This is a genomic window from Pseudonocardia yunnanensis, from assembly GCF_039534065.1.
Taxonomy (GTDB): domain Bacteria; phylum Actinomycetota; class Actinomycetes; order Mycobacteriales; family Pseudonocardiaceae; genus Pseudonocardia; species Pseudonocardia yunnanensis.
Map to the genome: position 1 here is coordinate 77,515 of NZ_BAAAUS010000028.1, position 21,245 is coordinate 98,759.

A 21,245-nucleotide genomic window follows, 5' to 3' on the forward strand; every position below is an offset into this window, starting at 1 on the left:
GTCGCGGCGCAGCACCGACAATTCCGACGTGGCCGGTGACGCACGGGGTCCGATGCGGACCAGGCGCTCGTGTCTCTGGGCGAGAAGGTGGTGGGTTTGTCGTCGAAAGCGCTCATTCGTGCGCCCCGGCGTGGCTCGTCGATGATCAGCCAGGCCCGCACCTCGGTACTAGGCCGAGACTGTCAGGTGCTTACGCCATTGCAGACACCCCAGCACAGTCAAGGCGCCGAGCACCGAGAATGCCGCGCTGACCAGGAGCGCCTGGTTCCATCCCGCGAGCAGTCCCTCGACGCCCGGTCGGGTCGCCACCACCGCGATCACCGTGACGCCGATCCCGCTGCCGGCGTACCGAGCGGTGTTGTTGGCACCGCTGCCCATGCCCGCCCGGCCGGCCGGCACGCTCGCCACCGCCTGTCGCCCGAGGGTCGCGTTGAGCACTCCGCTGCCCACACCGGCGATCACCAGCCCGGGCAACAGTCGCGCGAACGAGCCCGCCCCGTACAGCGCCAGTTGACCAGCGGCCACCACGAGGAGCCCGATCATCAGCTGAACATCACCATCCACCCGTAGCCGGCGTGCCAGCAGCGCCACCGGCACGCTCACTCCCGACCAGACCAGCAGAACCAGCGAGGCGAGCGCCACCCCGTCTCCGAGGCCACGCTCGACGATCGTCGGCAGAAACGACGCGGTGGAGATGATCCCGCTGCCGGTCGCAATCCCGGCGGCGGTGACAGCGGTGAAGTCGGGGCGGCGCAGCAGCCGCGGATCCAACAGCGGCGCCGCGGCTCGAAGCTCGACCGTGACAAAGCCGGCCAGGCCGAGTACCCCGGCGGCCAGTAGCAACACCGTCGCCGGGTGCATCCACCCGGTACGCCCGCTGACCAGCCCGGCCAGCAGAGCGGCCAGTCCGCCACCGAGCAGCACCACCCCTGGTACGTCGACCGGGTGCGGCTGCGCGGCCCGCGACTCGGTGAGCAACACCCTTCCGAGCAGCACCAATGCCACGGCAAACCCTCCCACCAGCACGTACGGCAGCCTCCAGTGCCCGGCGAACAGTGCCGCGCCCCACGGTCCGACCGCGATGCCGCCGCCCACGCTGGCCCCCCAGACCCCACTGGCCCGAGCCCGCGCCGCCGGCTCGGAAAACGCATGTCCAATCAAGCCCAACCCGCACGCGATCACGGCTGCCGCGCCGAGACCCTGCCCCACTCGAGCCAACGCGTACTCCAACGCATCGGTGCTCGCGGCACCGGCTAGCGAAGTGACGGCGAATACCACCGTGCCGCCGAGAAACACCCGCCGCCGGCCGAAGTCATCTCCCAACCCGCCGCATGCAAGCAGCCCGGCGGCCAGGCCGAGACTCATCGCCGAGAGCATCCAGGTTTGGCCGTCCGACCCGGCATGCAGCGCGGCGCCGACCGAGCCGAGCACGCTCAGCGGCAGCGTGAAGGAGACCAGCGCCAACGTGGTCCCGAACGCCACGACCAGCAGGGTTCGGGTCTGCTGCCGGTCGTGAACCGGCGCGTTGATCGCTCTGGTCGATCCGGTCATGGCATCCCTTCGGTCTGATGACCGGACCGTAGCACGACTAGGTTCAATCATCAGACCGAACTTGTGTAAGGTGGCTGCCATGGCGCTGGGAAGGGACTACCAGGGGCAGGACTGTTCACTGGCCCGCACACTCGAGGTGGTGGGGGAACGTTGGACGCTGCTGGTCCTGCGGGACTGCCTGTTCGGCGTGCGCCGCTTCTCCGATCTACGCCAGCGCCTGGACATTCCGCGTGGCGTCCTGGCCACTCGCTTGGCCACGCTGGTCGATGAGGGCCTACTGCAGCGGCGCCTGTACCGGCCCGGGCGAGAGGAGTATCTACCGACCGAGCAGGCACTCGCGCTCTGGCCTTCGATCTATGCACTCATGCAATGGGGCGAGCAGTATCGGGGCAATGAGCAGGGTCGACGCCGGTTGTTTCGGCATGTGAGCTGTCCCGCCCAGTCCGCGGACCCGACCGATGCGCAAATCAGGCCGGACGGCCTCTGTCCGGCGTGCGGCGCGCGGCCTGGGCCGGGCGAGCTGGAGATGCGGCCTGGTCCGGGGTATGACCCCACGGTCGGGGATGACGAGGTAACTCGAGCGCTGCGGGCTCCGCATCGTCTGCTTGCGCCATTGCCTACCCCCGCGGAGGACGACTCGGGTGGTGGCTTGACGTACGACTTCACCGTGAAGCAGGCGGCGCTGGCCAACGGCGGGGCGAGAGCCCGTTCAACCGGGTTGTCAAGCCCCCGCGGCGGCACCGCCGATATCCCATCAGGCAAACCCGTCGGCGCTTAGACCAGCCACTTACGCTTGGCCCAAGGCCGGCGAAGTGGAGCAACCATGACACAACCAGCGCCCAACATCGACTTCGGCAACCTCCCTGCCCCTGTCGAGGGCATTCTGGTGACATTGTTCATCACCGTCCGCAACGTCGCGCGGTCCCGGGACTTCTACTCACGCGTCCTGGGCGGCACCGTGGTCCTCGACGAAAACCCGTGCATCGTCAAGCTGTCCAATTCGTGGATCATCATGAACCCCGGCGGGCCGCCCACCCCGGACAAGCCAGGCATCTCGGTGGTCGACTACCCGGCCGGCGACACCACCTCGATTTTCCTGAACTTGCGGGTCGCTGACATCCAGGCCTGCCATGAGGAATGGAAGGCGAAAGGCGCAGAGTTCGTTACACCGCCGATCGACCGCGACGCCGAGATCCGCTGCTACATGCGGGACCCGGACGGATACCTCATCGAGGTCGGCCAGTCCACCGGCCTGCTGCACGGCAAGCGCGCCGCAAAGCGCCCAGAGGATCTCCCGGGCTGAGCCTCCGTCACCCACGCGATGGCCGGCCTGGGGTGTGGGTGCCGCAGGACACTTTGGAGCACGACATGAGCACCGACTCTAGCCACGGCGTGGACGATTTGTGGCTGAGGGAGCGACTTCACAGTGCACTGTCAACACGACCTTGAGCTGTGGACTCGCACCTGTCTATCTTGCTGCGTCCGTGCATGGGCCGTGGCGTGCGCGAGAGCTGGTTGCCTCGGGTAGGACGCCGCTCATCGCACGACGCGAGGCCCGGTACCGCCGGCGTCGTACCATCGCGAAATGGCATCTGTCCTCATTGAGGATCTACCCCCTGCGACCGCTGAGTTCCTTCACCGACGCGCTCGTCGGGCAGGCGCTTCCTCAGTCAGTGATCACGTACGGCACGAACTGATCACGTTGGCGAGCGAGCGGGCACCCATCGACAACGTGGTGGAACTCGCCGCTGAGAACGGTAGCCGGCGGCTCCCACAGCCTGAGATCGACTACGACGCAACCGTTCTGAGCAACACCTATAACCTGCCGAACGACGTTTGGGACACCTTCTGCATTCGCGCAGCCGCCACAGGCGTTCCGGTCAGCGACTACGTTCATCAAGAACTTGTGGCATTGTCACGTCGGGGAACGATCGATGACGCCATGTGGGAACTCGGAGAAGTGCAGGCCGCGAATCCAAGTCTCGACATCGACCTTGACGCCGCTCTCAAGGCGATCAGGTACGCGCGGGGTCTGGACTAGCGCAATCGAGCCAAATTGCGCTGTTGTTCACCCGCAATCGTCTGAGGTGATCGCCTCGCGGCGCGGGTTCATCCCTCGACCTGGTTCTCGTCTAGGCGCGCTGCGAGGAGATCACACCTCCCCTGATCTCCGAGCGGAGTCGGGTCCGGGCGGAGCCCTTGTCATCGAGTCGCACTCGATCTCGTGAGATCGCGCCGGCGGACGAGCTCGCCGCATGGAGTGACGCTCGCAGGTCGAGATCGCGTGCGCGCTGGTGCTCCTCGCCGTAGCGGCGGTGAGTCTGCCGATCTTGCTGAGCCTCTGGTCAGGTGCACTCCTCGCCGAGGTCGTGCTCCGCGCATCCGCCACGGTGGTAATGATCGTTCGCCTCTGGGGTGGCCGGGTAGCTTGCTCCGCCGGCCGCGAGCGGGCCGGAGGCAGGAGCGAGCGACCGAGCGGGGCCGGCCCGCGCCGCCGGAAGCGGCGCCCTGATCCCTGTAGACGAATTCGGCAAGACCGTGGATCAGACCTAATGCCCGCACGATCTAGGAGATGGGTAGGCAGCGGCACGCTGCACCCCACTTTGACGTGCGACGATCCACGCTGTCCCGCGCTCGCGGGGGGTCACGTGCCCGCTGACGTGGACGTGCTCGCCGTCACGGCGGGAGCTCGCGCGATGACATGACGCAGGTCTCGTCGGCAGATCGGCCCTTGACAGGACCTCCCAGACCTTGCTGCAAGCGCGTTGACTGAACGGCATGGACGACGCCGTCCCGCCTCAGCTACGACGTGACGAGGAGCGTGATGACGATGGCGACCTGGCTGATCACAGGATGCTCGACGGGATTGGGACGTGCGCTCGCCGAAGCAGTGCTCGACGCCGGACACTCCACGGTGGTGACGGCGCGGAAGGACTCTGCGGTGCAGGACCTGGTCGACGCCCACCCCGACACCGCGCTGGGCCTGGCGCTCGACGTGACCGATCCCGCGCAGGTTGCCGACGCAGTCCAGCGGGCGGAGGAGCGTTTCGGCCGGATCGACGTGCTGGTGAACAACGCCGGGTACGGCTACCGGGCTGCGGTCGAGGAAGGCGACGAGGCCGACGTCCGGCGGCTGTTCGACACCAATCTCTTCGGCGCGATCGCCATGATCAATGCCGTCCTGCCGGGCATGCGCGCCCAGCGCTCCGGGACGATCGTGAACATCTCCTCGATCGGGGCGCGTGCATGCCCGCCCGGATCCGGCTACTACTCGGCGACCAAGGCGGCCATGGAGGCGATGACCAGTGCGCTGCGCAAGGAGGTCCAGCCGCTCGGCATCACCGCCATGGCTGTCGAACCCGGCGGCTTCCGCACGGACTTCGCCGGTCGTTCGCTGACCCAGGCTGCCGAGGCGATTGGGGACTACGCGGAGACCGCTGGCAAGCGCCGGAAGGAGAACGACACCGTGCACGGGACGCAGCCGGGCGATCCGGCGCGCGCCGCTGTCGCCCTGGTCGATGTGGTCGCCTCCGGGAAGGCACCCGAGCTTCTCGTCCTCGGCTCGGACGCTCTGACCGGGTTCCGGTCCGTGACCGACAGCCTGCGCGCCGAGGTCGAGGCGTGGGCGCACGTGAGCACGAGCACCGACTTCTGACGATCCACCACACGAACGGATTCGCACGACATGAGTAGCACACAGCAGGTCGCCGTCATCACCGGTGCTTCGTCGGGGATCGGTGCGGTGACCGCCCTGGCCGCCGACGGCTACCGCGTCGCGCTCCTCGCGGGTGGCGGCGACATCGTGAGTATCTCCTCGGTCGCGAGGCGCATCGCGCGGCCGGGCAACGGTGTGTACGCAGCCACCAAGTCGGGCTTGAACGGCTGGTCCGAGTCGCTGCGGCGCGAGCTGCTCCCGGATGTCCGGGTGACCCTGAACGAGCCCGGCGCCGTGGCCACCGAGCTGCCGACCCACACCACCCATGCCGAGACCAAGCAGGGAACCGAGGCGCTCTACAGCCAGGTCGAGGTCACGGCAGAAGACATCGCCGAGGTCATCGCCTTCGCCGTCGGCCGGCCGCGGCGCCTCGCCATCCACGAGGTCCTCTTACGCCCGGCCGGCCACGAGCTCTGAACGGGCATGAACTACCGACTGCTGGGACGGACCGGAGTGTCCGTCAGTCCGGTCGTTCAGGCCGTCACCCGTTCGGCGACCGGCTGCAGGACGAAATCGAACCCGGCCAGCGTGACCGGCGTGCCATCGTGCTCGCCGCTGGTCGGGCTGATCACCAGATCGTTCTTCACCGCCGAGCACGAGTCGTTGTCGAGGTAAGGGTCGCCCTCGAAGTAGAGCTGGGTGGTCAGCGGTGTGAACCCGCTGGCGGTGATGGTCCAGTGCAGGTGCGCCGGCCGCCAGGAATGGCGGCCCAGAACGGTTTCCATCAGGTAGCCGGTGGGTCCGTTGCTCGGGATCTGGTAAGGAACCGGAAGGATCGAACGGAACTCGAAGGATCCGTCGTCGTCGCTGTAGAACCGGCCGCGGAGCAGGTATTCGTCCGGCAGGGCGGGGTCGAAGAAGGTGTACACGCCGTCGTTGGTGGAGTGCCACACGTCGATCAGCGCTCGGCCGACCGGCGCACCGTCAGGTCCGGTGACCTTGCCGCGGAAGAGCAGGGGCTCACCGGGCTCGTCCGGCCGCATCGGCAACTCGTACGGCTTTTCGGTCAAAAGCGGCGCATTTTCCTTGTAGTACGGGCCGGTGATGGCGCTGGGTGTCCATGCGCCGACCCCGTAGCTGGTGGTGTTGACGGTGGATTCGAGGAAGGCGTCCATCCACAGCGGCCACTCGCCGGCTTCGCCGATCGAGATCAGGTACTTCCTGACGGCCTCGTACTCGGGATATCCGAGATCGTGCTTGGCGACGAAACCCCGGACGAGATCCATGAACTCGTCGAACAGTTCCACCGTGCGTTGATCAGCCATTGCAACTCCTATCGCGGATCTCCGTGTTCCCCTTCACCAGGGTCGGGGTGCGGCCCCGTCGAACGCCACCCGGGCAACTCACCGGTCGGGGGGATCAGCGCCTCGTTGGCGGCCGGCCGTTGCTGTGACCGCCCTATGGCTGTACGCTTAGCGTACAGTTGGGTTCGCTATGCGAACGGCGCGGCGCAAGTGTCTCCGCCCGTCGGGGACGTGTCAAGGGGTCCCATGCCTATCTCCCGTGATGATCGAAGCTTTGTGCAGTCGCTCGAACGCGGGCTCGCGATGCTCCTCGCCTTCGACGCCGAGCACGCCCGGCTGACGCTGCGCGAGGCGGCCGAGGCCACCGGTTTCTCCCGCCCGGCGGCCCGGCGTCTCCTCCTGACCCTGGAAGCGCTCGGTTACATCTCCAGCGACGGTTCGACCTACCAGCTGACTTCGCGCGTGCTCACCCTGGGATACGGCTTTCTCGCGTCCCGGTCGATCCACGAGGTCGCCGAGCGCCACCTCGAGAGGTTATCCGCGAGCATCGGGGAATCGTCGTCCCTGTCGATGCTCGACGAGACCGACGTCGTGTTCGTGGTCAGGGTTCCGACCCACCGGATCATGAACTACAGGCTCTCGGTCGGCGCCCGCCTGCCCGCCTACGTCAGTGCCCACGGCCGGGTCCTGCTCGCCAACATCAGCGATGAAGCTCTCGACCGCTACTTCCGGCAGGCCGAGCTTCTGCGGTTCAACAGTCGCACCTGCACCAGCGAGGTGCAGTTGCGCGCAGCGCTGGCGAAGGTGCGGTCGCAGGGATGGGCGATGATCGACCAGGAGTTCGAGACGAACGTGCGGGCCATCGGGGCACCCGTCCGGGACGCCGCAGGGCTGGTGGTGGCAGCGATCGGCTGTTCGTGCCACGCCGGCCGGGTGTCGATCGATCAGTTGTCGGAGGAGTTCCTGCCGTGTCTCCGGGAGACCGCTGCGGCGATCACGGCTGACCTCGGGGGCAGTCCCGAGGGCAGCCCGGGCCGCCACCGGACCCCGCCGCAACAGTGAGCCCGCAGGCGATCCTGGTGGCGCGGGCCGCTGTCGTTGCTCGTGTCCCGGGAACCGGCAGTGCTGAGAGATCGGAGCGTCCGTGGCCACCAGCTTGCTCGACATCCGCCAGCTCGAGTGCTTCATCGCCGTCGCTGAGGAGCTGCACATGGGGCGGGCCGCCTCCCGGTTGCACATGACCCAGCCACCGCTGACCCGGCGCATCAACCGCCTGGAGCACGACCTGGGCGTGCGCCTGTTCGCCCGGCACAGCGGGGGGATGCAGCTCACCGAGCCCGGCGCGGTGCTCCTGGATCGCGCCTACCGGATCGTCCGGCTCTCCGATCACGCCGTCGAACGGACACGGCTGGCGGATCGGGGCCACGTCGGCGAGCTCGCGATCGGATACTTCGGTACGACGATCTTCGACGCGGTGCCCCGGCTACTTCGCGGCTTCCTCGGCCGGCATCCCGAAGTGGCGTTGCGCCTGGAGCTGGCGCCGAAGAACGTCCAAGCCGAGGCAATCGCCGATGGCCGGATGCACATCGGGTTCAGCAGGTTCTACCGGGATGAACCAGGACTCACCGTCCGCCGCGTCTGCACCGAGCCGGTCTTCGTGGCGCTGCCCGACTCGCATCCCCTCCTTCGGCGCGGCGAGGTCCGGGTGGCCGACCTGCGCGACGAGGAGATCGTGCTCTTCCCCTCGGCGCCGCGGCCCAGCTTCGCCGATGAGATCAGTCAGATCTGCAACGACGCCGGTTTCGTCGTCAGGGTCGCCTGTGAGGCCGAGGATGCCGTCACCGCCCTGTCCTACGTGGCCGCGAGCGGGTTGTGTGCGATCGTCCCGCGTTCGGCCACCTGCATCGGCCTGCCGGGTGTGAGCTTCGCGCTGCTCGGGGACGCCCGGTGGCAGGACCTCAGCTGCCTGCACCGCGCGGGCGAGGTCGCACCCGTGGCCCGGTCGTTCCTGAACTATCTCGACAACTGGACCGAAGCAAAGGAAAGGGCGCGAATCGCCATACCCAAGTGATTGCGCGGCGATACCAATATGGTGGACGCCAATCCTTGGCCGGCGGTTAGCTCGGAAATACACTCGGCTTGGCCGCGGTCTGATGGGTCGGGTAAAACGTCGAGAAAGTGAGCCGACATGGGGCCGTCGCAGGAGATGCGGACAATAACGATGAACCGGGATCCGCACCATCCTTTCGACCCGCCGCCGCTGCTTTACCGGCTGCGCGACGCCGGACCGATCGTGCGGGTCATCTCCAATGGTGGGACCCCGGCCTGGATCGTCACGCGATACGAGGATCAGCGGACGCTGCTCAGCGACCCTCGGCTCAGCTCGGATCAGACCCTGCCTAATTTTCCGGTGGCAGTCGAAGGGATCAAGAAGAGTCAGGCCGAGCTCTCTCGCACCATCATCACCCTCGACAACCCGCGGCACGACGTGCTCCGGCGGATGTACGCTCGGGATTTCACGATCAAGCGCATCACGGCGCTGCTTCCGGCAATTCAGCGGCACGTCGACAACCTGATCGACGATATGCTCAGCGGGCCCAAGCCGGCCGATTTCGTCGCCTCGCTGGCGCTGGCGCTGCCGACCCTGGTCATCACCGACCTCCTCGGCGTGCCGTACGAGGACCATCAGATGTTCCAGGACATCACCGAGAAGATCGTCTCTCCTGAACTCCCGGCCCAGGAGCTGGCTGAAGCCACGGGCGAGCTGGTCGAGTACGTCGGGGGATTGCTGGACACCAAGCGCGACGATCCCAAGGACGACATGCTCAGCCGCCTGGCCGCGTACTGGACGGCCGGCGAGATATCCAGGGCCGAGGCGATCGGTGCCGGGATGGTGCTGATCCCGGCCGGGCACGAGACGACCGCCAACATGATCACCATGAGCACGATCGCGCTGCTCGACCACCCCGATCAGCTTGATCAGATCCGGTCCGGCGAGGACCAGAAGCTGATCGCGAACGCCATCGAGGAACTGCTCCGCTACAACCACGTGACCCACTACGGTCGCCGGCGGGTGGCCCTCGCGGACGTCGAGATCGGCGGTCAGCTCATTCTTGAGGGTGACGGGGTCATTCTCCCGGGCAACCTGGGCGATCGCGACCCGGACGCCTTTCCCGGTGACCCGGACGAGCTGGACATCCACCGCCAGTTCCGGCACCACCTCTCGTTCGGATACGGCATCCACCAGTGTCTCGGTCAGATGCTGGCGCGGGCCGAGCTGCGGATCGTCTTCTCGACTCTCTTCCGGCGCATCCCCACTCTCGACATCGCGATACCGCGTGATCAGATCCCGTTCAAGTCGGACTTGTTCGTCTATGGCGTTCACCGGCTTCCGGTCACCTGGTAGAAAGAGGCAGAAGATTCGTGAAGATTCAACTCGGCCAATCAAAGTGTGTGCCTGCCGGTCAGTGCGCGCGGGCCGCATCGAACGTGCTCTCGCAGGATACGGACGGAATCGTCGTCCTGCTGGGCGACAGAGTCTCGGTCGGCGACATCACGGTGCCTGACCAGGTGCCGATGTATTCGCTCACATCAATTGAGCGTGGTTTTTGATCATGGGAAAACGGTCCGCTGGAAATTTCGATGATCTCGTCATGGAAGGCTTCTCCGTACCGGTCGAGGGTTGGGATTTCTCCTGGTTCCGGGATCGGGGCACTGAGCAGCGGCCGCCCTGGGGATACGCCACGCTAATAGATGAAAGGATGTCCGCGGCCAGTCGGGCGCTCGACCTGCAGACCGGCGGCGGTGAGGTGCTGGCCGGAATCTCGAAACCACCGCCGGTGCTGGAGGCGACCGAGGGCTGGCCACCGAACGTCGCCCTTGCTCGGCGACGGCTCGCGCCGATCGGCGGCGAGGTGGTGGTTGTCGACGAGGACGCGGACCTGCCGTTCGGCGACGCTTCATTTGATCTGATCGTCAGCCGTCATCCGGTAACAGTCCGATGGCACGAGGTAGCACGGGTGCTGTCGCCCGGCGGCACATACCTCTCCCAGCAGATCGGCGCCGGGGAGAAGCGCGAACTGCGCGAGTTCATGGTCGGCCCGCGGCCCGTCCCGGATGCGCGGCGCCCGGATCGGGTCGTTGAAGCCGCATCCGCGGCCGGCCTGGACGTCGTCGATCTGCGCACCGACACGCAACGGGTCGAGTTCTTCGACGTCGCCGCGGTGATCGTGTTCCTGCGCAAGGTGATCTGGCATGTACCGGACCTCTCCGTGGAGAAGTACCGGGACAAACTGTTCGAGTTGCACAACAAAATTGAAATGGAGGGTCCATTCGTAACGTACTCCAAGCGCTTTCTCATCGAGGCGCGGAAGCCTCCCTGGCAGGCCCGCTGAGGTACGGCCTGGCGTCGAGTTCGACATGTCGACCGGGTGTGGGCCGCGTCGAGCGGAGCCCAATTCTCAGGGAAACAGGGCTACCACAACGCATCGCCGGATCAGACTGCCGCCTTCGCCGAGCCGCCGCGAATATTGTCTCGTCCGACAAGGAGGCCCGTCATTGGACCGTGAGGACCTACGAATAATCGACGCAGTGCTGATTGGTAGCGACCATTCCAACGACTTCATCGACACATTGTGTCGTACGTCCGGCAGCATCTCGAGCTGGCCTCGGCGTGGTTGACCCCAGATGGCCGGTGCCCGCTTTAGATGGGCTGCCGGGCTCGTGCGACGGCGAAGGACTCTATGACAGCGGAATCGTTCGACTACATCATCGTGGGGGCTGGCAGCGCGGGCTGTGTCCTGGCCACTCGGCTGACCGAAGACCCCGAAGTACGTGTGTTGCTACTGGAAGCCGGACTCACCGACGAGGACCCGAGGATACACACGCCCGCCGGGTTTTTCTCGCTAGCCAAGTCCGAGCTGGACTGGAACTACACAACCCTACCGTTGGCATCGACCGGCCGGTCGCAGTACATGCCGAGAGGGCGGGTACTCGGCGGCTGCTCCTCGATCAACGCGATGATCTACACGCGATGCGCGGCGGCGGACTACGACCACTGGCGGGACGCCTTCGGCGCCGACGGCTGGGGCTACCACGACGTGCTGCCCTACTTCCGGCGTGCGGAGGACAACGCACGGCTCGGCGGCCCGATCCACGGCCAAGGCGGACCGCTGCGCGTCGAGGACGCGGTCGAGCCACACCCGCTGCAGCGCACCTGGCTCGACTCGGCCACCGCGTGGGGCCTCCCGCACAACGACGACTTCAACTCCGGCGACCAGCACGGGGTCGGGCATTACCAGCTCACCTGCCGCGATGGCCGACGATGCTCGACCGCCGACGCCTACCTGCGCCCAGCGATGACGCGCCCGAACCTCACGGTCCGCACCGAAACATTGACCACCCGAATCCTGGTCGAGAACGGTCGGGCACGGGGCGTGGCCTACCAGGACCGCCAACTCGTAGATGCCGCACTGGCCGAGCGCGAGGTGCTGGTATGCGCCGGGGCCATCGGCTCGCCCCACCTGCTCATGCTCTCCGGTATCGGGCCGGCCTCACACCTGCGCAAGCACGACATCGACGTGCTGGTCGACCTGCCCGGTGTGGGGGAGAACCTGCAGGACCATCCGGCGGTCGCATTGTCCTGGGCCACGACCGGCACCACCGACCTGGGCGAGCTGGCCGCCACGGAAGAAGCGAGCCGACGCTACGCACACGATCGCCGCGGGCCGCTGGCCTCCAACTTCGCTGACACCGGGGGATTCCTGTCCACCGCCGATGCCGAGGGCCCGCCCAACATCCAGCTGTACACCGTGGCCACCGGATACAACGACAACGCTCAACAACCAGTGCCCCTGCCGGCCTTCAGCGCTGTCGTCTCGCTGGTCGCGCCGCGCAGCCGAGGCCGAATCACCCTTGCCGGCGCCGACCCGGCCAGCAAACCCTCCATCGATCTAGGTTTCTACGATGAACGAGCCGACTTCTACGACCTGCTGGCCGGCGCCAGAATCCTCCTGGAAATCAGCCGTCTCGACCCTCTCGCCCGCTTTTTGGCCAAGCCCTACCTGCTCGAGTCGGCCGAGCCCACCGACACGGAACTCACCTCACACATCCGTCGGTGGACCCAGACCATTTATCACCCGACCGGCACCTGCGCCATGGGTACGCACGATCACGCCGTCGTCGACCCGACGCTGCGGGTCCGCGGCGTCGACGGGCTGCGCGTCATCGACGCCTCCACTATGCCGTCCTCACCACACGGCAATACCAACGCGCCCACGATCATGATCGCCGAAAAGGCCGCCGACCTCATCCAGCAAGCCTGAACTCCACCTAGGCGGGAGTCTCCGAAGATCGGCGGTTCACCGAGCTCGTGGACGTACCCATGCTGCGATACCTGACGCGACTGTAGGCACAGACCGCCCGCACCCTGCTCACGAAGCACGCCGTCACCGTCATCCGGGTCGCGAATCGGATGGGCACCGCTCGGCGACGACCCCGGGCGAGCGTCGAAAAGCTGGAGGAACAACGTGACCCACTCCCGACGGTTGTTCCTGATCGGCGTGCCCGTCGTCGCCGCAGCGGCGATGGTGACGACGTCCGCATCGGCGATGGCCACCGCGCCCCACCAGAGCCCGATCGCCATCCGGTCCCGATCCGCTGTGGACGATCCCGAGCTCCCCGAACTCGTCATCGACTACCCCGACCACGTCGACGTGGGTGTCCACTACATCCGACACGACGCGAACGAGCCCGCCGGCTGCAGCATCCGCGGTCCCGAGGAAACCATCGAGGCAGATGCCCCGGCGGGCTCCGCCGCCGTACTCATCGGCGGGATGCGCTACGAGCTACTGCAGTTCCATTTCCACACCCGTTCCGAGCACGTACTGGACGACCATCACTACTCCCTCGAGCAGCATTACGTGCACCGCGGGCCACAGGGCCAGACGCTTGTCGTCGCGCTGTTCCTCACCCACGGCGGGCGCGGCGGCACCCCCCAGGACGCGGTACTGCACACGCTTCCCCAGGAGTGCGGCAAAGTGCGGGAGATCGCCGTCAACCTGAAGAAATCGCTGCCGGACGATCTCTCCACATTCCGCTACGACGGTTCACTCACCACCGCGCCTTACACGGAGGGCGTCTCGTGGCTCATCCTGCGCCAGCACCGCGCCGTCACCGACGCAGTCGTCGACGGCTTCGAGAAACTGTTTCCCAAGGGCAACGCACGCAAGCTGCAACCGCTGAACAACCGAACCGTGCGCTACCGCAGACAGCGGTAACCCGGCACGGGGACCCGCGATCTATTCGATCAACGCGCGCGGGCGGTTATCGGTCAGCTGACGCGCAGCGCTGTTCCGCTGCTGTGCGCCGCCACGATCGTGTTCACCGGCAGCAATCGCGGCTGAGGGGCATACCTCGTGGTTCCCGGTTTCGCATCGGGATCGGGTATTGGACCGGCGTCTCCGTGCGCTGTTGACTGTTGAGTATCCAACGAACGGAAGATCGAAATGGCTGCACCCATCCCTGCTGTGAATGCAGATGTCGTCGTCGTCGGCACCGGGCCGGCGGGGGCGGCCGCATCAGCGCTGCTCGCCACGTATGGCGTCTCCACCATCACGGTGAGCAAGTACGGCTGGACATCGCGCACCCCACGGTCGCACATCACCAACCAGCGAACGATGGAAGTGCTGCGGGACCTCGGACTCGAAGACCAGGCAGTCGCGCTCGCCAGTCCTCGCGAACTGATGGGGCAGAACACCTACTGCACCGCGGTGGCGGGGACCGAACTGGGCCGGGTGCGGACCTGGGGCACCGAGCCCTATCGACGCGCCGACCACGACCTGGCTTCGCCGACCCGCATGTGTGACCTGCCGCAGAACCTTCTCGAGCCGATCCTGGTCGACGCTGCCGCCCGGCGCGGTGCCCGGGTGCGCTTCGACACCGAGTACGTCGGCCACGTCCAGGACGACGACGGGGTCACCGTCACGGTCGCGGACCGGCTGACCGGCGTGCAGTACGACATTCGCGCGCGCTATCTCATCGGCGCCGACGGCGCGAACTCGAAGGTGCTCGCCGACCTCGGCCTCCCGATCGAAGGACAGATGGGGGTCTGCGGGGCGCTCAACATCGTCTTCGGGGCCGACCTGTCGCCCTGGGTCGCGCACCGGCCCAGCGTCCTGTACTGGGTCATCGCGCCCGGTTCGGACCGCGGCGGCCTCGGCATCGGCCTCGTCCGGATGGTGCGGCCGTGGCACAAGTGGCTGGCGATCTGGAACTACGACGTCGCTGACGGCCCGCCGGCGCTGTCCGACGAGGAAGCCGCCGGCATCGTGCGGATGCTCGTCGGCGTGCCCGATCTCGACGTCACGATCGAGGCCACCTCGGCCTGGACGGTCAACGACGCCTACGCGACCCAGCTGTCCGACCGGCGGGTGTTTTGCCTGGGCGACGCCGTCCACCGCCACCCGCCGACCAATGGGCTCGGATCCAACGTCTCCATCGGCGATGCCTACAACCTGGCCTGGAAACTCGCCTACGTGTTGCGCGGTCAGGCCGACCCGTCCCTGCTCGACAGCTACGACGCCGAACGGGCGCCGGTCGCGAAGCAGACCGTGACCCGCGCCAACAAGAGCCTCGGCGACTTCCCGCCGATCCTCGCCGCGCTCGGACTGCTCAGCACGTCCGACCCGGATCAGATGAGCACCAACATAGCGGCATTGCGGGACACCGACGCGGCGTCCGAACAGCAACGCGGCGCGCTGCGCGCGGCGATCAACTCGACGCACTACGTCTACAACACCCACGGCGTCGAGATGAACCAGCGTTACACCTCGACCGCCGTCGTCCCGGATGGGACACCGGAACCGGAGTGGCAGCGCGATCCCGAGCTCTACTACCAGTCCAGCACCCGCCCCGGCGCTCCGCTGCCGCACGCGTGGCTCGCCCGTGGCCGCCAGACCGTTTCGACCCACGACCTCGTCGGCCACGGCACCTTCACGCTCCTCACAGGCAACAACGGTCTGTGCTGGCGCCAGGTCGTCGAGGACGTCGCCGCGAAGACCGGCGTCTCGATCGCGATCGAGATCATCGGGCCGGGACAAGCCACCGAAGATCCGTTCGGCGAGTTCGCCGCCGTCCGGGAGACCACGGAGTCGGGCGCACTGCTCGTTCGGCCCGACCACATCGTCGCCTGGCGAAGGCAGGCCTACGACGAAGGCGCACCCGACGCCCTGCTCGAAGCGATGACGCAACTCCGCGGCTGACTGACCACGGCCACGTCCGCCGGGTCCCCGAGGGATGGACCCGGCGGACCTGGCCGTGGGTCAGGGGAGCTTCCGCTGTTGGGCGGCGCAGCTGGCTGCGGAACAGCGTCCGACGCAGGGGAGCCCGGTGGCGGGGGTTAGGAGCGCACCGACCTTTCCTTTGGGTTCTGCATGCGCGATTGCGGCCGATCAGTAGTCGCATCCCGGCTTGGCGGCGCAGGCGCCGCGCGTCGACACCGCTGATACCAGTGGAGTGCCACGTGATGGCGCCGGGAAATCTCTCAAACCGCGCGGCGATGGCGAAACCGATCGTGAGAGAATCGCTTGGCAGCGATCGAAAACTTCCAGGGCGCAGGCGCTCACGCGGCGTGTGATCCGCCTGGTTCGAGTCCGTACGCAACTTTCCGGAACAACAGATTCTTCTCGAACACGTTCCGAATCGTTCGGGCCAGGGGTGTCAGCGTAAGCCTGGGGTCGTTCTCGATAGCTCCACCGCAAATTCCGATCTTGGTTAGCCCGCTTTACGTGGCGTAGCGTCGAGATCATGCGTGCTGACAAATCCCCGTCGCCATTCACAGAGATCTTGACCTCGGCGCGGCGAGCGGCGTTCGTGCAGTTCACGGCGTCGGGCCCGGTGCAGGAAACGGTGCTCTTCAGCGGCCTCCGAGCTTGGCCGGTAACCGGCCACGCTGAGGCCCGCGAGGGCACGCGAGGCGATCGAGCTGATCCGGGCACTTTGGTGCCCGACGTCGTCGGCACGTCCTACCGGGCCGAGCAGCGGGTCCTCGACGGGATGCGGTCGGCGGCGGGAAACCGGCCCGAGTCCGTCGTCGCCGCGATCCCGTACGGCGCGTTCGGTGCGGACATCAGACACCTGGTCGGGAAGGTTGCGGTCCCGGTGCTCGCCGCGACGGGAACGGAAGACCCCACCTGCCCGCCCGCGATGACCGAGGAGATCGCCGCCGCGACCGGCACCTCGCCGGTGCTGCTTGACGGAGTCGGGCACCTGCCGATGCTGGAGGTGCCGGTCCGGGTCGGGGGGCTGATCGACGAGCACATCGCCGGTGTCGAGGCGGGGGCTGGCCGGTGACGTACTCGATCGTCGCCCGCGACCCGGGGACGGGGCAGCTCGGCGTCGGCTCCCAGTCGCACTTCTTCGGCGTGGGGCGGCTCGTCGGCTGGGTCGTCCCCGGTGTCGGGGCCGCCGCCACGCAGGCGTTCATCAACGTCGGTTACGGGACGGCCTCGCTCGAGGCACTGGCTCGCGGGCTCTCGGCGCAGGAGGTCGTCGACACGGTGACCGCGGCCGACGAGCTGCGCGGCTACCGGCAGCTCGGGGTCGTCGATGCCTGTGGCACGGCGGCGTCGTTCACCGGGGAGAGCTGTGCGCCCGCGGCGGGCGGCTTGGTCGGCGACGGCGTGGCCGTGCAGGGCAACATGCTCGCTTCCGAGCGTGTGTGGCCGGCCATGCTCGAGGCCTACGAGAGCACCGGTGGCGATCTCGCGGACCGCCTGCTCGCGGCGCTGGCCGCGGCCGAGGATGCGGGCGGCGACGTGCGGGGATCGCAGTCGGCGGTGCTGAAGGTGGTGTCCGGCGAACGGTCCGATACCCCCTGGGCCGAGACCGTCGTCGACATCAGGGTCGACGACCACCCGGATCCGATCGGCGAGCTTGCCCGCCTGCTGCCCCGGCAACGGGCCTTCGACCTGATCGGCGGCGTGATCTTCGCGCCGGACCTGATGATCGGGCCCTACCGCCGGGTGCCTCCGGAGCTGCTCGCGGAGAAGCTCACCGGGCTGGCCGAGGCGGCGGAGCTACTCGGTGCCGGCAACCGGGAGGCGGACTTCTGGCGTGCGCTCCTGCTCGCCCGCAGCGGCGACCGGGAGGCCGCCGGTGCCCTGTTCGACGACCTGTTCTCCGCCCGCCCGCGGCTGCGGGGCTTCTTGGCCGGGATCGCCCCGCTGGGATTCCTGGACGACGTCGAGGAGTATGTCTGACGCGCTCCGACCCGCTGGCGGACACGGTCGCGCGGCGAGCCGCGGCCCGCGCTGCGGTGGACACCCGCCGATGCACCGATCGACCACCTGACCGCTGGTCAGGCCACATCCGCCCAAAATTCCCGGTTACCACGGCAACCCTTGGTGGTGTCGCGCTGCAGGTGTGGTCGGTGATGTCAGTTGCTCCCACCGGTGTTCCGGCTGGCGTTCCGTCCGAGGCGCAGCGCAGAGACGAGGAAGAAGATGCCGCCGAGCAGGGCGTAGCTGGCCAGGTTGCTCAGCGAGGCGTGAGGGACCGAGGCCTGCAGGAGGAACGACACCCCGGCGAGCGTGGAGATGGCGCCGCTGGCGATCATCGCCCACTGGCCTCCGAGGTTGCGTCGCCGCAGAGCCACGACGAGCTGGACGAGCCCGGCTAAGACGGCCCAGACCCCCCACACCTGCAGCACCGCCGGAATGCCGGAGGTGACCGCGAAGACCAGTCCGACGGCGGCGAGCACACTGATCACGATGTTGACGTAGAGGCCCAGGGCGGACCGGATCGCTCGGGAAGAACGGGCGTCGACGATGGCGGCGCCCACGTCGAACAGAGGGTAGATCACGAGCAGGGTCGCGCTCACCGGCCCGATGCTCGACGCGGTCAAGAAAAGCACGACAGCCCAGATCAGGGCGAACCCGAAACGAACGAAGTAGAGCCGACGAAGCGTCGGCGCGACGGTCGCAGCGACCGGGGAAGTAGTCGTGGTCATTACAGTTCCTTTCCAAAAAGGACTTTGGAATCTGATGTCTGCTGGGGTGGTGCGGGCAACCGGACTCGTCGTCGGGTCGACTTCCCGGCGATCGTGGGTGGCTGGAAGCTTCTGTGCGGTGTGCGCTAGTCACAGCCAGCGGTGAGGGTCTGTTTGTTGGCTGCCGCAGTGAGCGTGGCGACCCACTGGTCGGTCAACCGCAGCGCGGCGGCCGAGGTGTTCTGGTCGAGATGTGCAAGCGAAGACGTGTTGGGGATCGGGCACATCACTGGCGAGCGGGCCAACAACCAGGCCGGCGCGACCTGCGCGGGGGTCGATCCGGTCTAGGGCGGTTCCCAGATGTGGGGACCGCCAACTGCATTGCCCCGAGCCCTCGGCGCGCCACCGTACTGCTGGTCACCTCGAGGGTGTCCCGAACATCGGTCATGTTCGACGTGAGTCGCACGCGCTGCTCCTCGACTCGCGGGCCTCCAGGACCCTCGGCGCGTGGTGCGGATGGTCGGCGCTCACGAGGTCAGGTCGGCGTCGAGGGTGATGACCGTGGTACTCGGCCGGGGATTCGGAGATCGGAGGTCTGCTCGGCAACGGTGGCCGGTTCTCGGGACCTGGTCGCGTCGACTCCGTCGAGATCGGCGCGATCGCGATCCCGCCGATCTCGGAGCCCCTGCGCGTGGCCGGCCCAAGAACGCCCGAGAGGTTCATCGCCAGACACGACGAGTGTGCCGCGGCCAGTAGCTCCTCCGGGCTGGTTTGACCGTCGGGCCCCGCGGCTCGGGTCGGGAAACGGCTCGTCGAACGCACCGGCGTTCCACGTTGACGGCGCCCTTACCGTGCAGCAGGTCGCCCTGCCGCCGGCTGGTCGCGTCTCGGCTCGGCATGGTGCCTCCATGTAGAAAGACCGTTCTCTCTTGCAGCGCCGAGTTTGGCAGACGCCGTCGGCAGCCACAAGACAGAATGTTCTTTCTGTTACTGTCAGTTCATGGCGACACCGACACGCCCCGCGCCCGACAGCCCGAACGGCAGCCCGCGGGGACACGGGCGGTCCGAGGCCCGAGAACGGCTGTTGTCCACGGCCAGCGCACTCTTCTATCGCGAGGGGATCCGTGCGGTCGGAGTCGAGCGGATCCTCGCCGTGGCCCCGGCCACGCGAGCGACGTTCTACCGGCACTTCCCCTCTAAGGAAGAGCTCGTACTCGCTTACCTGCGCGGCGTCGACGCCGGTATCCGCGCCGCCGCGAAGGCCACCATCGAAGCCGCGCCCTCGCCGGCCGACGCGCTGCGCTCGATCGGCACCGCCGTCGCCGACGACCTGGCCAGACCGGAGTTCCGCGGGTGTGCTTTCCTCAAGGCCGCCGCCGAGTACCCCGACCCCAACGACCCGGTGCGCCAGGTAGTCCTCGATCACCGAGCCTGGTACGTGACCACGCTCACCGAGCTCTTCGCGCAGGTCTTCGGGACCTCACCGCGGCGCCCCAAACCAGAGCACGCCGCACGGCACTTCGTCATGATGCGCGATGGCGCCATGTCCGGGGCCCATCTCGACGGTGCCGACAGCGTCGGCGCCGCGTTCCACCGCGGCGTCGAGGGCCTGCTCACCGTCCTCCACTGAGCACCGGTCCACGAAGCAGCACATCGCGACCACAAAGGATCATTCCCGAGACACCCCGGCCGCGCCTCGTTCCTGTAGGTCGCTTGGCGTCACGCAACCGGTGCCCGCGCCACGTCGTGCTGTCGGGGGTTCGCGATACACCAGCGCCCGCGAGGATTGGGGACGCACGAGTCTCAGTCCGCGACCAGCACCCCGAAGCCCAGCACGACGGTCTCACCGCGGCCGACTGCGACCGGTCTTCGTCGACAGGGTATCGGGCGAGCTCCCGCCGCCCCGAGCTCGACCGGGCCTGCTCGTCGCCCGCGGCGTCGCCCTCCAGTAAGACATCGACACTGCCACTGCCACCGGGTCGGAGCGCTTGAGAAGGTCGGGGAGCGCGTCTGGGGCATCCACCCTTCCCACCCTGCAGCGGGGCCCAGCCGAGCCGCGTGGATGTCAAGGTGGCCACATACGCCGATCATCATCGGCGTGCGGTACCCCGCGCTGCGCAGCGACCGCCTCTCGGGCGGCAAGGTCACCGAGCCGTCCGACACTGGAGGAACTGATGTCGGAGGGCCCGACCTCCTTGTCATCCTCGCTACGCCCGGCTAGGTGGCTTTCTACGAGGTCTACGAAGGCGCCCTCAAGAGGAAGTTCCATATCCCCGCCGTTTGCCATCGTTGTCGCTTCCCGGCGAATCGGGCGAGCGGCCGCTATGGCACCGACGCCACGATGTCCATAGGCGGGGCGTATCAACAAGAGCTCGGGGCGTAACGCCGCTGCCACGGCGATCGACTTCTCGGCCGGCGCTGTTAGTCGAAAAGGAGCGGACCGTGACAGGCCGGACGTTGGTCATGGTCGCGAAGTCAGCCCTGCACGGCTTATCTTCTCAGCAAGAAGCGGTGCAGCCTGCGCCCAGCTGTATCGATAGTGCCTTCGGCGGATTATCACTAGTAGATCGGCCGCGGGATGCGTGTCGCCAACGTGTCGGCCGCCGTGTTCGGGGTCGTGAGTTCATCGTCTCAATGCCCGAGGCCGGGTGGCCTCGCCCCTGGGCGGGCGGGGCCACCACGGCCGCTCGGTCAGTACCGCCTGTTGCGGCCGTAGCCGCCGTGGTCGTGGCCGCGGCCACGGTAGCCA

20 protein-coding genes are annotated in these 21,245 nt (G+C 67.5%); 16 read left to right on the plus strand and 4 right to left on the minus strand.

All coding sequences use genetic code 11. The features are described 5' to 3' along the window. Positions 1–168: 168 nt before the first annotated feature. A complete protein-coding gene (locus ABD743_RS26945) occupies positions 169–1,551 on the minus strand; it encodes an MFS transporter (protein ID WP_344725078.1) in 1,383 nt (460 codons plus the stop codon). 79 nt (positions 1,552–1,630) lie between these two features. Between ABD743_RS26945 and ABD743_RS26950 the strand changes: the two genes are divergently transcribed. The 5 genes from ABD743_RS26950 (at position 1,631) to ABD743_RS26970 (ending at position 5,683) form a co-directional block, all read left to right on the plus strand. Then, entirely contained in the window at positions 1,631–2,329 is a 699-nt protein-coding gene (locus tag ABD743_RS26950) for a winged helix-turn-helix transcriptional regulator (protein WP_344725080.1), read from the plus strand. A 108-nt stretch (positions 2,330–2,437) separates the two neighbouring features. After that, entirely contained in the window at positions 2,438–2,854 is a 417-nt protein-coding gene (locus ABD743_RS26955; RefSeq protein ID WP_344725082.1) for a VOC family protein, read from the plus strand. A 282-nt stretch (positions 2,855–3,136) separates the two neighbouring features. Beyond that, positions 3,137–3,592 carry a hypothetical protein gene (locus ABD743_RS26960; RefSeq protein ID WP_344725084.1) on the plus strand — a complete coding sequence of 152 codons (456 nt, stop codon included), beginning with the start codon at positions 3,137–3,139 and terminating at the stop codon, positions 3,590–3,592. 783 nt (positions 3,593–4,375) lie between these two features. Continuing rightward, a complete protein-coding gene (locus ABD743_RS26965; RefSeq protein WP_344725086.1) occupies positions 4,376–5,206 on the plus strand; it encodes an oxidoreductase in 831 nt (276 codons plus the stop codon). A 30-nt stretch (positions 5,207–5,236) separates the two neighbouring features. Continuing rightward, entirely contained in the window at positions 5,237–5,683 is a 447-nt protein-coding gene (locus ABD743_RS26970; protein WP_344725088.1) for an SDR family oxidoreductase, read from the plus strand. 56 nt (positions 5,684–5,739) lie between these two features. Here ABD743_RS26970 and ABD743_RS26975 read toward each other — a convergent pair whose 3' ends face one another. Next, the gene (locus tag ABD743_RS26975) at positions 5,740–6,531 is read right to left on the minus strand and encodes a dioxygenase family protein (RefSeq protein ID WP_344725090.1); all 792 of its coding nucleotides are present in this window, start codon (positions 6,529–6,531) and stop codon (positions 5,740–5,742) included. A gap of 255 nt (positions 6,532–6,786) precedes the next feature. Between ABD743_RS26975 and ABD743_RS26980 the strand changes: the two genes are divergently transcribed. From ABD743_RS26980 to ABD743_RS27025, 10 genes are all read left to right on the plus strand, one after another. After that, positions 6,787–7,572 (plus strand): IclR family transcriptional regulator domain-containing protein, encoded by a 786-nt coding sequence (locus ABD743_RS26980; protein WP_344725092.1) that lies wholly within the window; start codon positions 6,787–6,789, stop codon positions 7,570–7,572. A gap of 82 nt (positions 7,573–7,654) precedes the next feature. Then, on the plus strand, positions 7,655–8,581 hold the full coding sequence (locus ABD743_RS26985) for a LysR family transcriptional regulator (RefSeq protein WP_344725094.1): 927 nt from the start codon (positions 7,655–7,657) through the stop codon (positions 8,579–8,581). A gap of 150 nt (positions 8,582–8,731) precedes the next feature. Further along, positions 8,732–9,916, plus strand: coding sequence for a cytochrome P450 (locus ABD743_RS26990; RefSeq protein WP_344725096.1), 1,185 nt, complete (start codon positions 8,732–8,734; stop codon positions 9,914–9,916). A 17-nt stretch (positions 9,917–9,933) separates the two neighbouring features. Further along, on the plus strand, positions 9,934–10,122 hold the full coding sequence (locus ABD743_RS26995; protein WP_344725098.1) for a ferredoxin: 189 nt from the start codon (positions 9,934–9,936) through the stop codon (positions 10,120–10,122). A 41-nt stretch (positions 10,123–10,163) separates the two neighbouring features. Beyond that, complete coding sequence (locus ABD743_RS27000; RefSeq protein WP_344725100.1) at positions 10,164–10,904, plus strand: class I SAM-dependent methyltransferase; 741 nt, start codon at positions 10,164–10,166, stop codon at positions 10,902–10,904. Between the two features lie 348 nt (positions 10,905–11,252). After that, on the plus strand, positions 11,253–12,833 hold the full coding sequence (locus ABD743_RS27005; protein WP_344725102.1) for a GMC family oxidoreductase: 1,581 nt from the start codon (positions 11,253–11,255) through the stop codon (positions 12,831–12,833). A gap of 204 nt (positions 12,834–13,037) precedes the next feature. Next, a complete protein-coding gene (locus tag ABD743_RS27010; protein ID WP_344725104.1) occupies positions 13,038–13,787 on the plus strand; it encodes a carbonic anhydrase family protein in 750 nt (249 codons plus the stop codon). Between the two features lie 228 nt (positions 13,788–14,015). Next, complete coding sequence (locus ABD743_RS27015; RefSeq protein ID WP_344725106.1) at positions 14,016–15,770, plus strand: FAD-dependent oxidoreductase; 1,755 nt, start codon at positions 14,016–14,018, stop codon at positions 15,768–15,770. Between the two features lie 544 nt (positions 15,771–16,314). Beyond that, entirely contained in the window at positions 16,315–16,860 is a 546-nt protein-coding gene (locus ABD743_RS27020) for an alpha/beta fold hydrolase (RefSeq protein WP_344725108.1), read from the plus strand. Next, positions 16,857–17,768 carry a DUF1028 domain-containing protein gene (locus ABD743_RS27025; protein ID WP_344725110.1) on the plus strand — a complete coding sequence of 304 codons (912 nt, stop codon included), beginning with the start codon at positions 16,857–16,859 and terminating at the stop codon, positions 17,766–17,768. The genes ABD743_RS27020 and ABD743_RS27025 overlap by 4 nt, the downstream gene beginning before the upstream one ends. A gap of 176 nt (positions 17,769–17,944) precedes the next feature. On the opposite strand, the gene ABD743_RS27030 is transcribed toward ABD743_RS27025, so the two are convergent. Continuing rightward, complete coding sequence (locus ABD743_RS27030; RefSeq protein WP_344725112.1) at positions 17,945–18,517, minus strand: DUF308 domain-containing protein; 573 nt, start codon at positions 18,515–18,517, stop codon at positions 17,945–17,947. 125 nt (positions 18,518–18,642) lie between these two features. Then, on the minus strand, positions 18,643–18,783 hold the full coding sequence (locus ABD743_RS27035) for a hypothetical protein (RefSeq protein WP_344725114.1): 141 nt from the start codon (positions 18,781–18,783) through the stop codon (positions 18,643–18,645). A gap of 713 nt (positions 18,784–19,496) precedes the next feature. Between ABD743_RS27035 and ABD743_RS27040 the strand changes: the two genes are divergently transcribed. Next, on the plus strand, positions 19,497–20,126 hold the full coding sequence (locus ABD743_RS27040) for a TetR/AcrR family transcriptional regulator (protein WP_344725116.1): 630 nt from the start codon (positions 19,497–19,499) through the stop codon (positions 20,124–20,126). Positions 20,127–21,245: the final 1,119 nt, after the last annotated feature.

Excerpts from the sequence above, each read along its gene's own strand:
- ABD743_RS26945 (WP_344725078.1), bottom strand. The coding sequence starts at position 1,551 with ATGACCGGATCGACCAGAGCGATCAACGCGCCGGTTCACGACCGGCAG.
- ABD743_RS26950 (WP_344725080.1), top strand. The coding sequence starts at position 1,631 with ATGGCGCTGGGAAGGGACTACCAGGGGCAGGACTGTTCACTGGCCCGC.
- ABD743_RS26960 (WP_344725084.1), top strand. The coding sequence starts at position 3,137 with ATGGCATCTGTCCTCATTGAGGATCTACCCCCTGCGACCGCTGAGTTC.
- ABD743_RS26965 (WP_344725086.1), top strand. The coding sequence starts at position 4,376 with ATGACGATGGCGACCTGGCTGATCACAGGATGCTCGACGGGATTGGGA.
- ABD743_RS26970 (WP_344725088.1), top strand. The coding sequence starts at position 5,237 with ATGAGTAGCACACAGCAGGTCGCCGTCATCACCGGTGCTTCGTCGGGG.
- ABD743_RS26975 (WP_344725090.1), bottom strand. The coding sequence starts at position 6,531 with ATGGCTGATCAACGCACGGTGGAACTGTTCGACGAGTTCATGGATCTC.
- ABD743_RS26990 (WP_344725096.1), top strand. The coding sequence starts at position 8,732 with ATGAACCGGGATCCGCACCATCCTTTCGACCCGCCGCCGCTGCTTTAC.
- ABD743_RS27000 (WP_344725100.1), top strand. The coding sequence starts at position 10,164 with ATGGAAGGCTTCTCCGTACCGGTCGAGGGTTGGGATTTCTCCTGGTTC.
- ABD743_RS27005 (WP_344725102.1), top strand. The coding sequence starts at position 11,253 with ATGACAGCGGAATCGTTCGACTACATCATCGTGGGGGCTGGCAGCGCG.
- ABD743_RS27015 (WP_344725106.1), top strand. The coding sequence starts at position 14,016 with ATGGCTGCACCCATCCCTGCTGTGAATGCAGATGTCGTCGTCGTCGGC.
- ABD743_RS27020 (WP_344725108.1), top strand. The coding sequence starts at position 16,315 with ATGCGTGCTGACAAATCCCCGTCGCCATTCACAGAGATCTTGACCTCG.
- ABD743_RS27030 (WP_344725112.1), bottom strand. The coding sequence starts at position 18,517 with ATGACCACGACTACTTCCCCGGTCGCTGCGACCGTCGCGCCGACGCTT.
- ABD743_RS27035 (WP_344725114.1), bottom strand. The coding sequence starts at position 18,783 with ATGTGCCCGATCCCCAACACGTCTTCGCTTGCACATCTCGACCAGAAC.
- ABD743_RS27040 (WP_344725116.1), top strand. The coding sequence starts at position 19,497 with ATGGCGACACCGACACGCCCCGCGCCCGACAGCCCGAACGGCAGCCCG.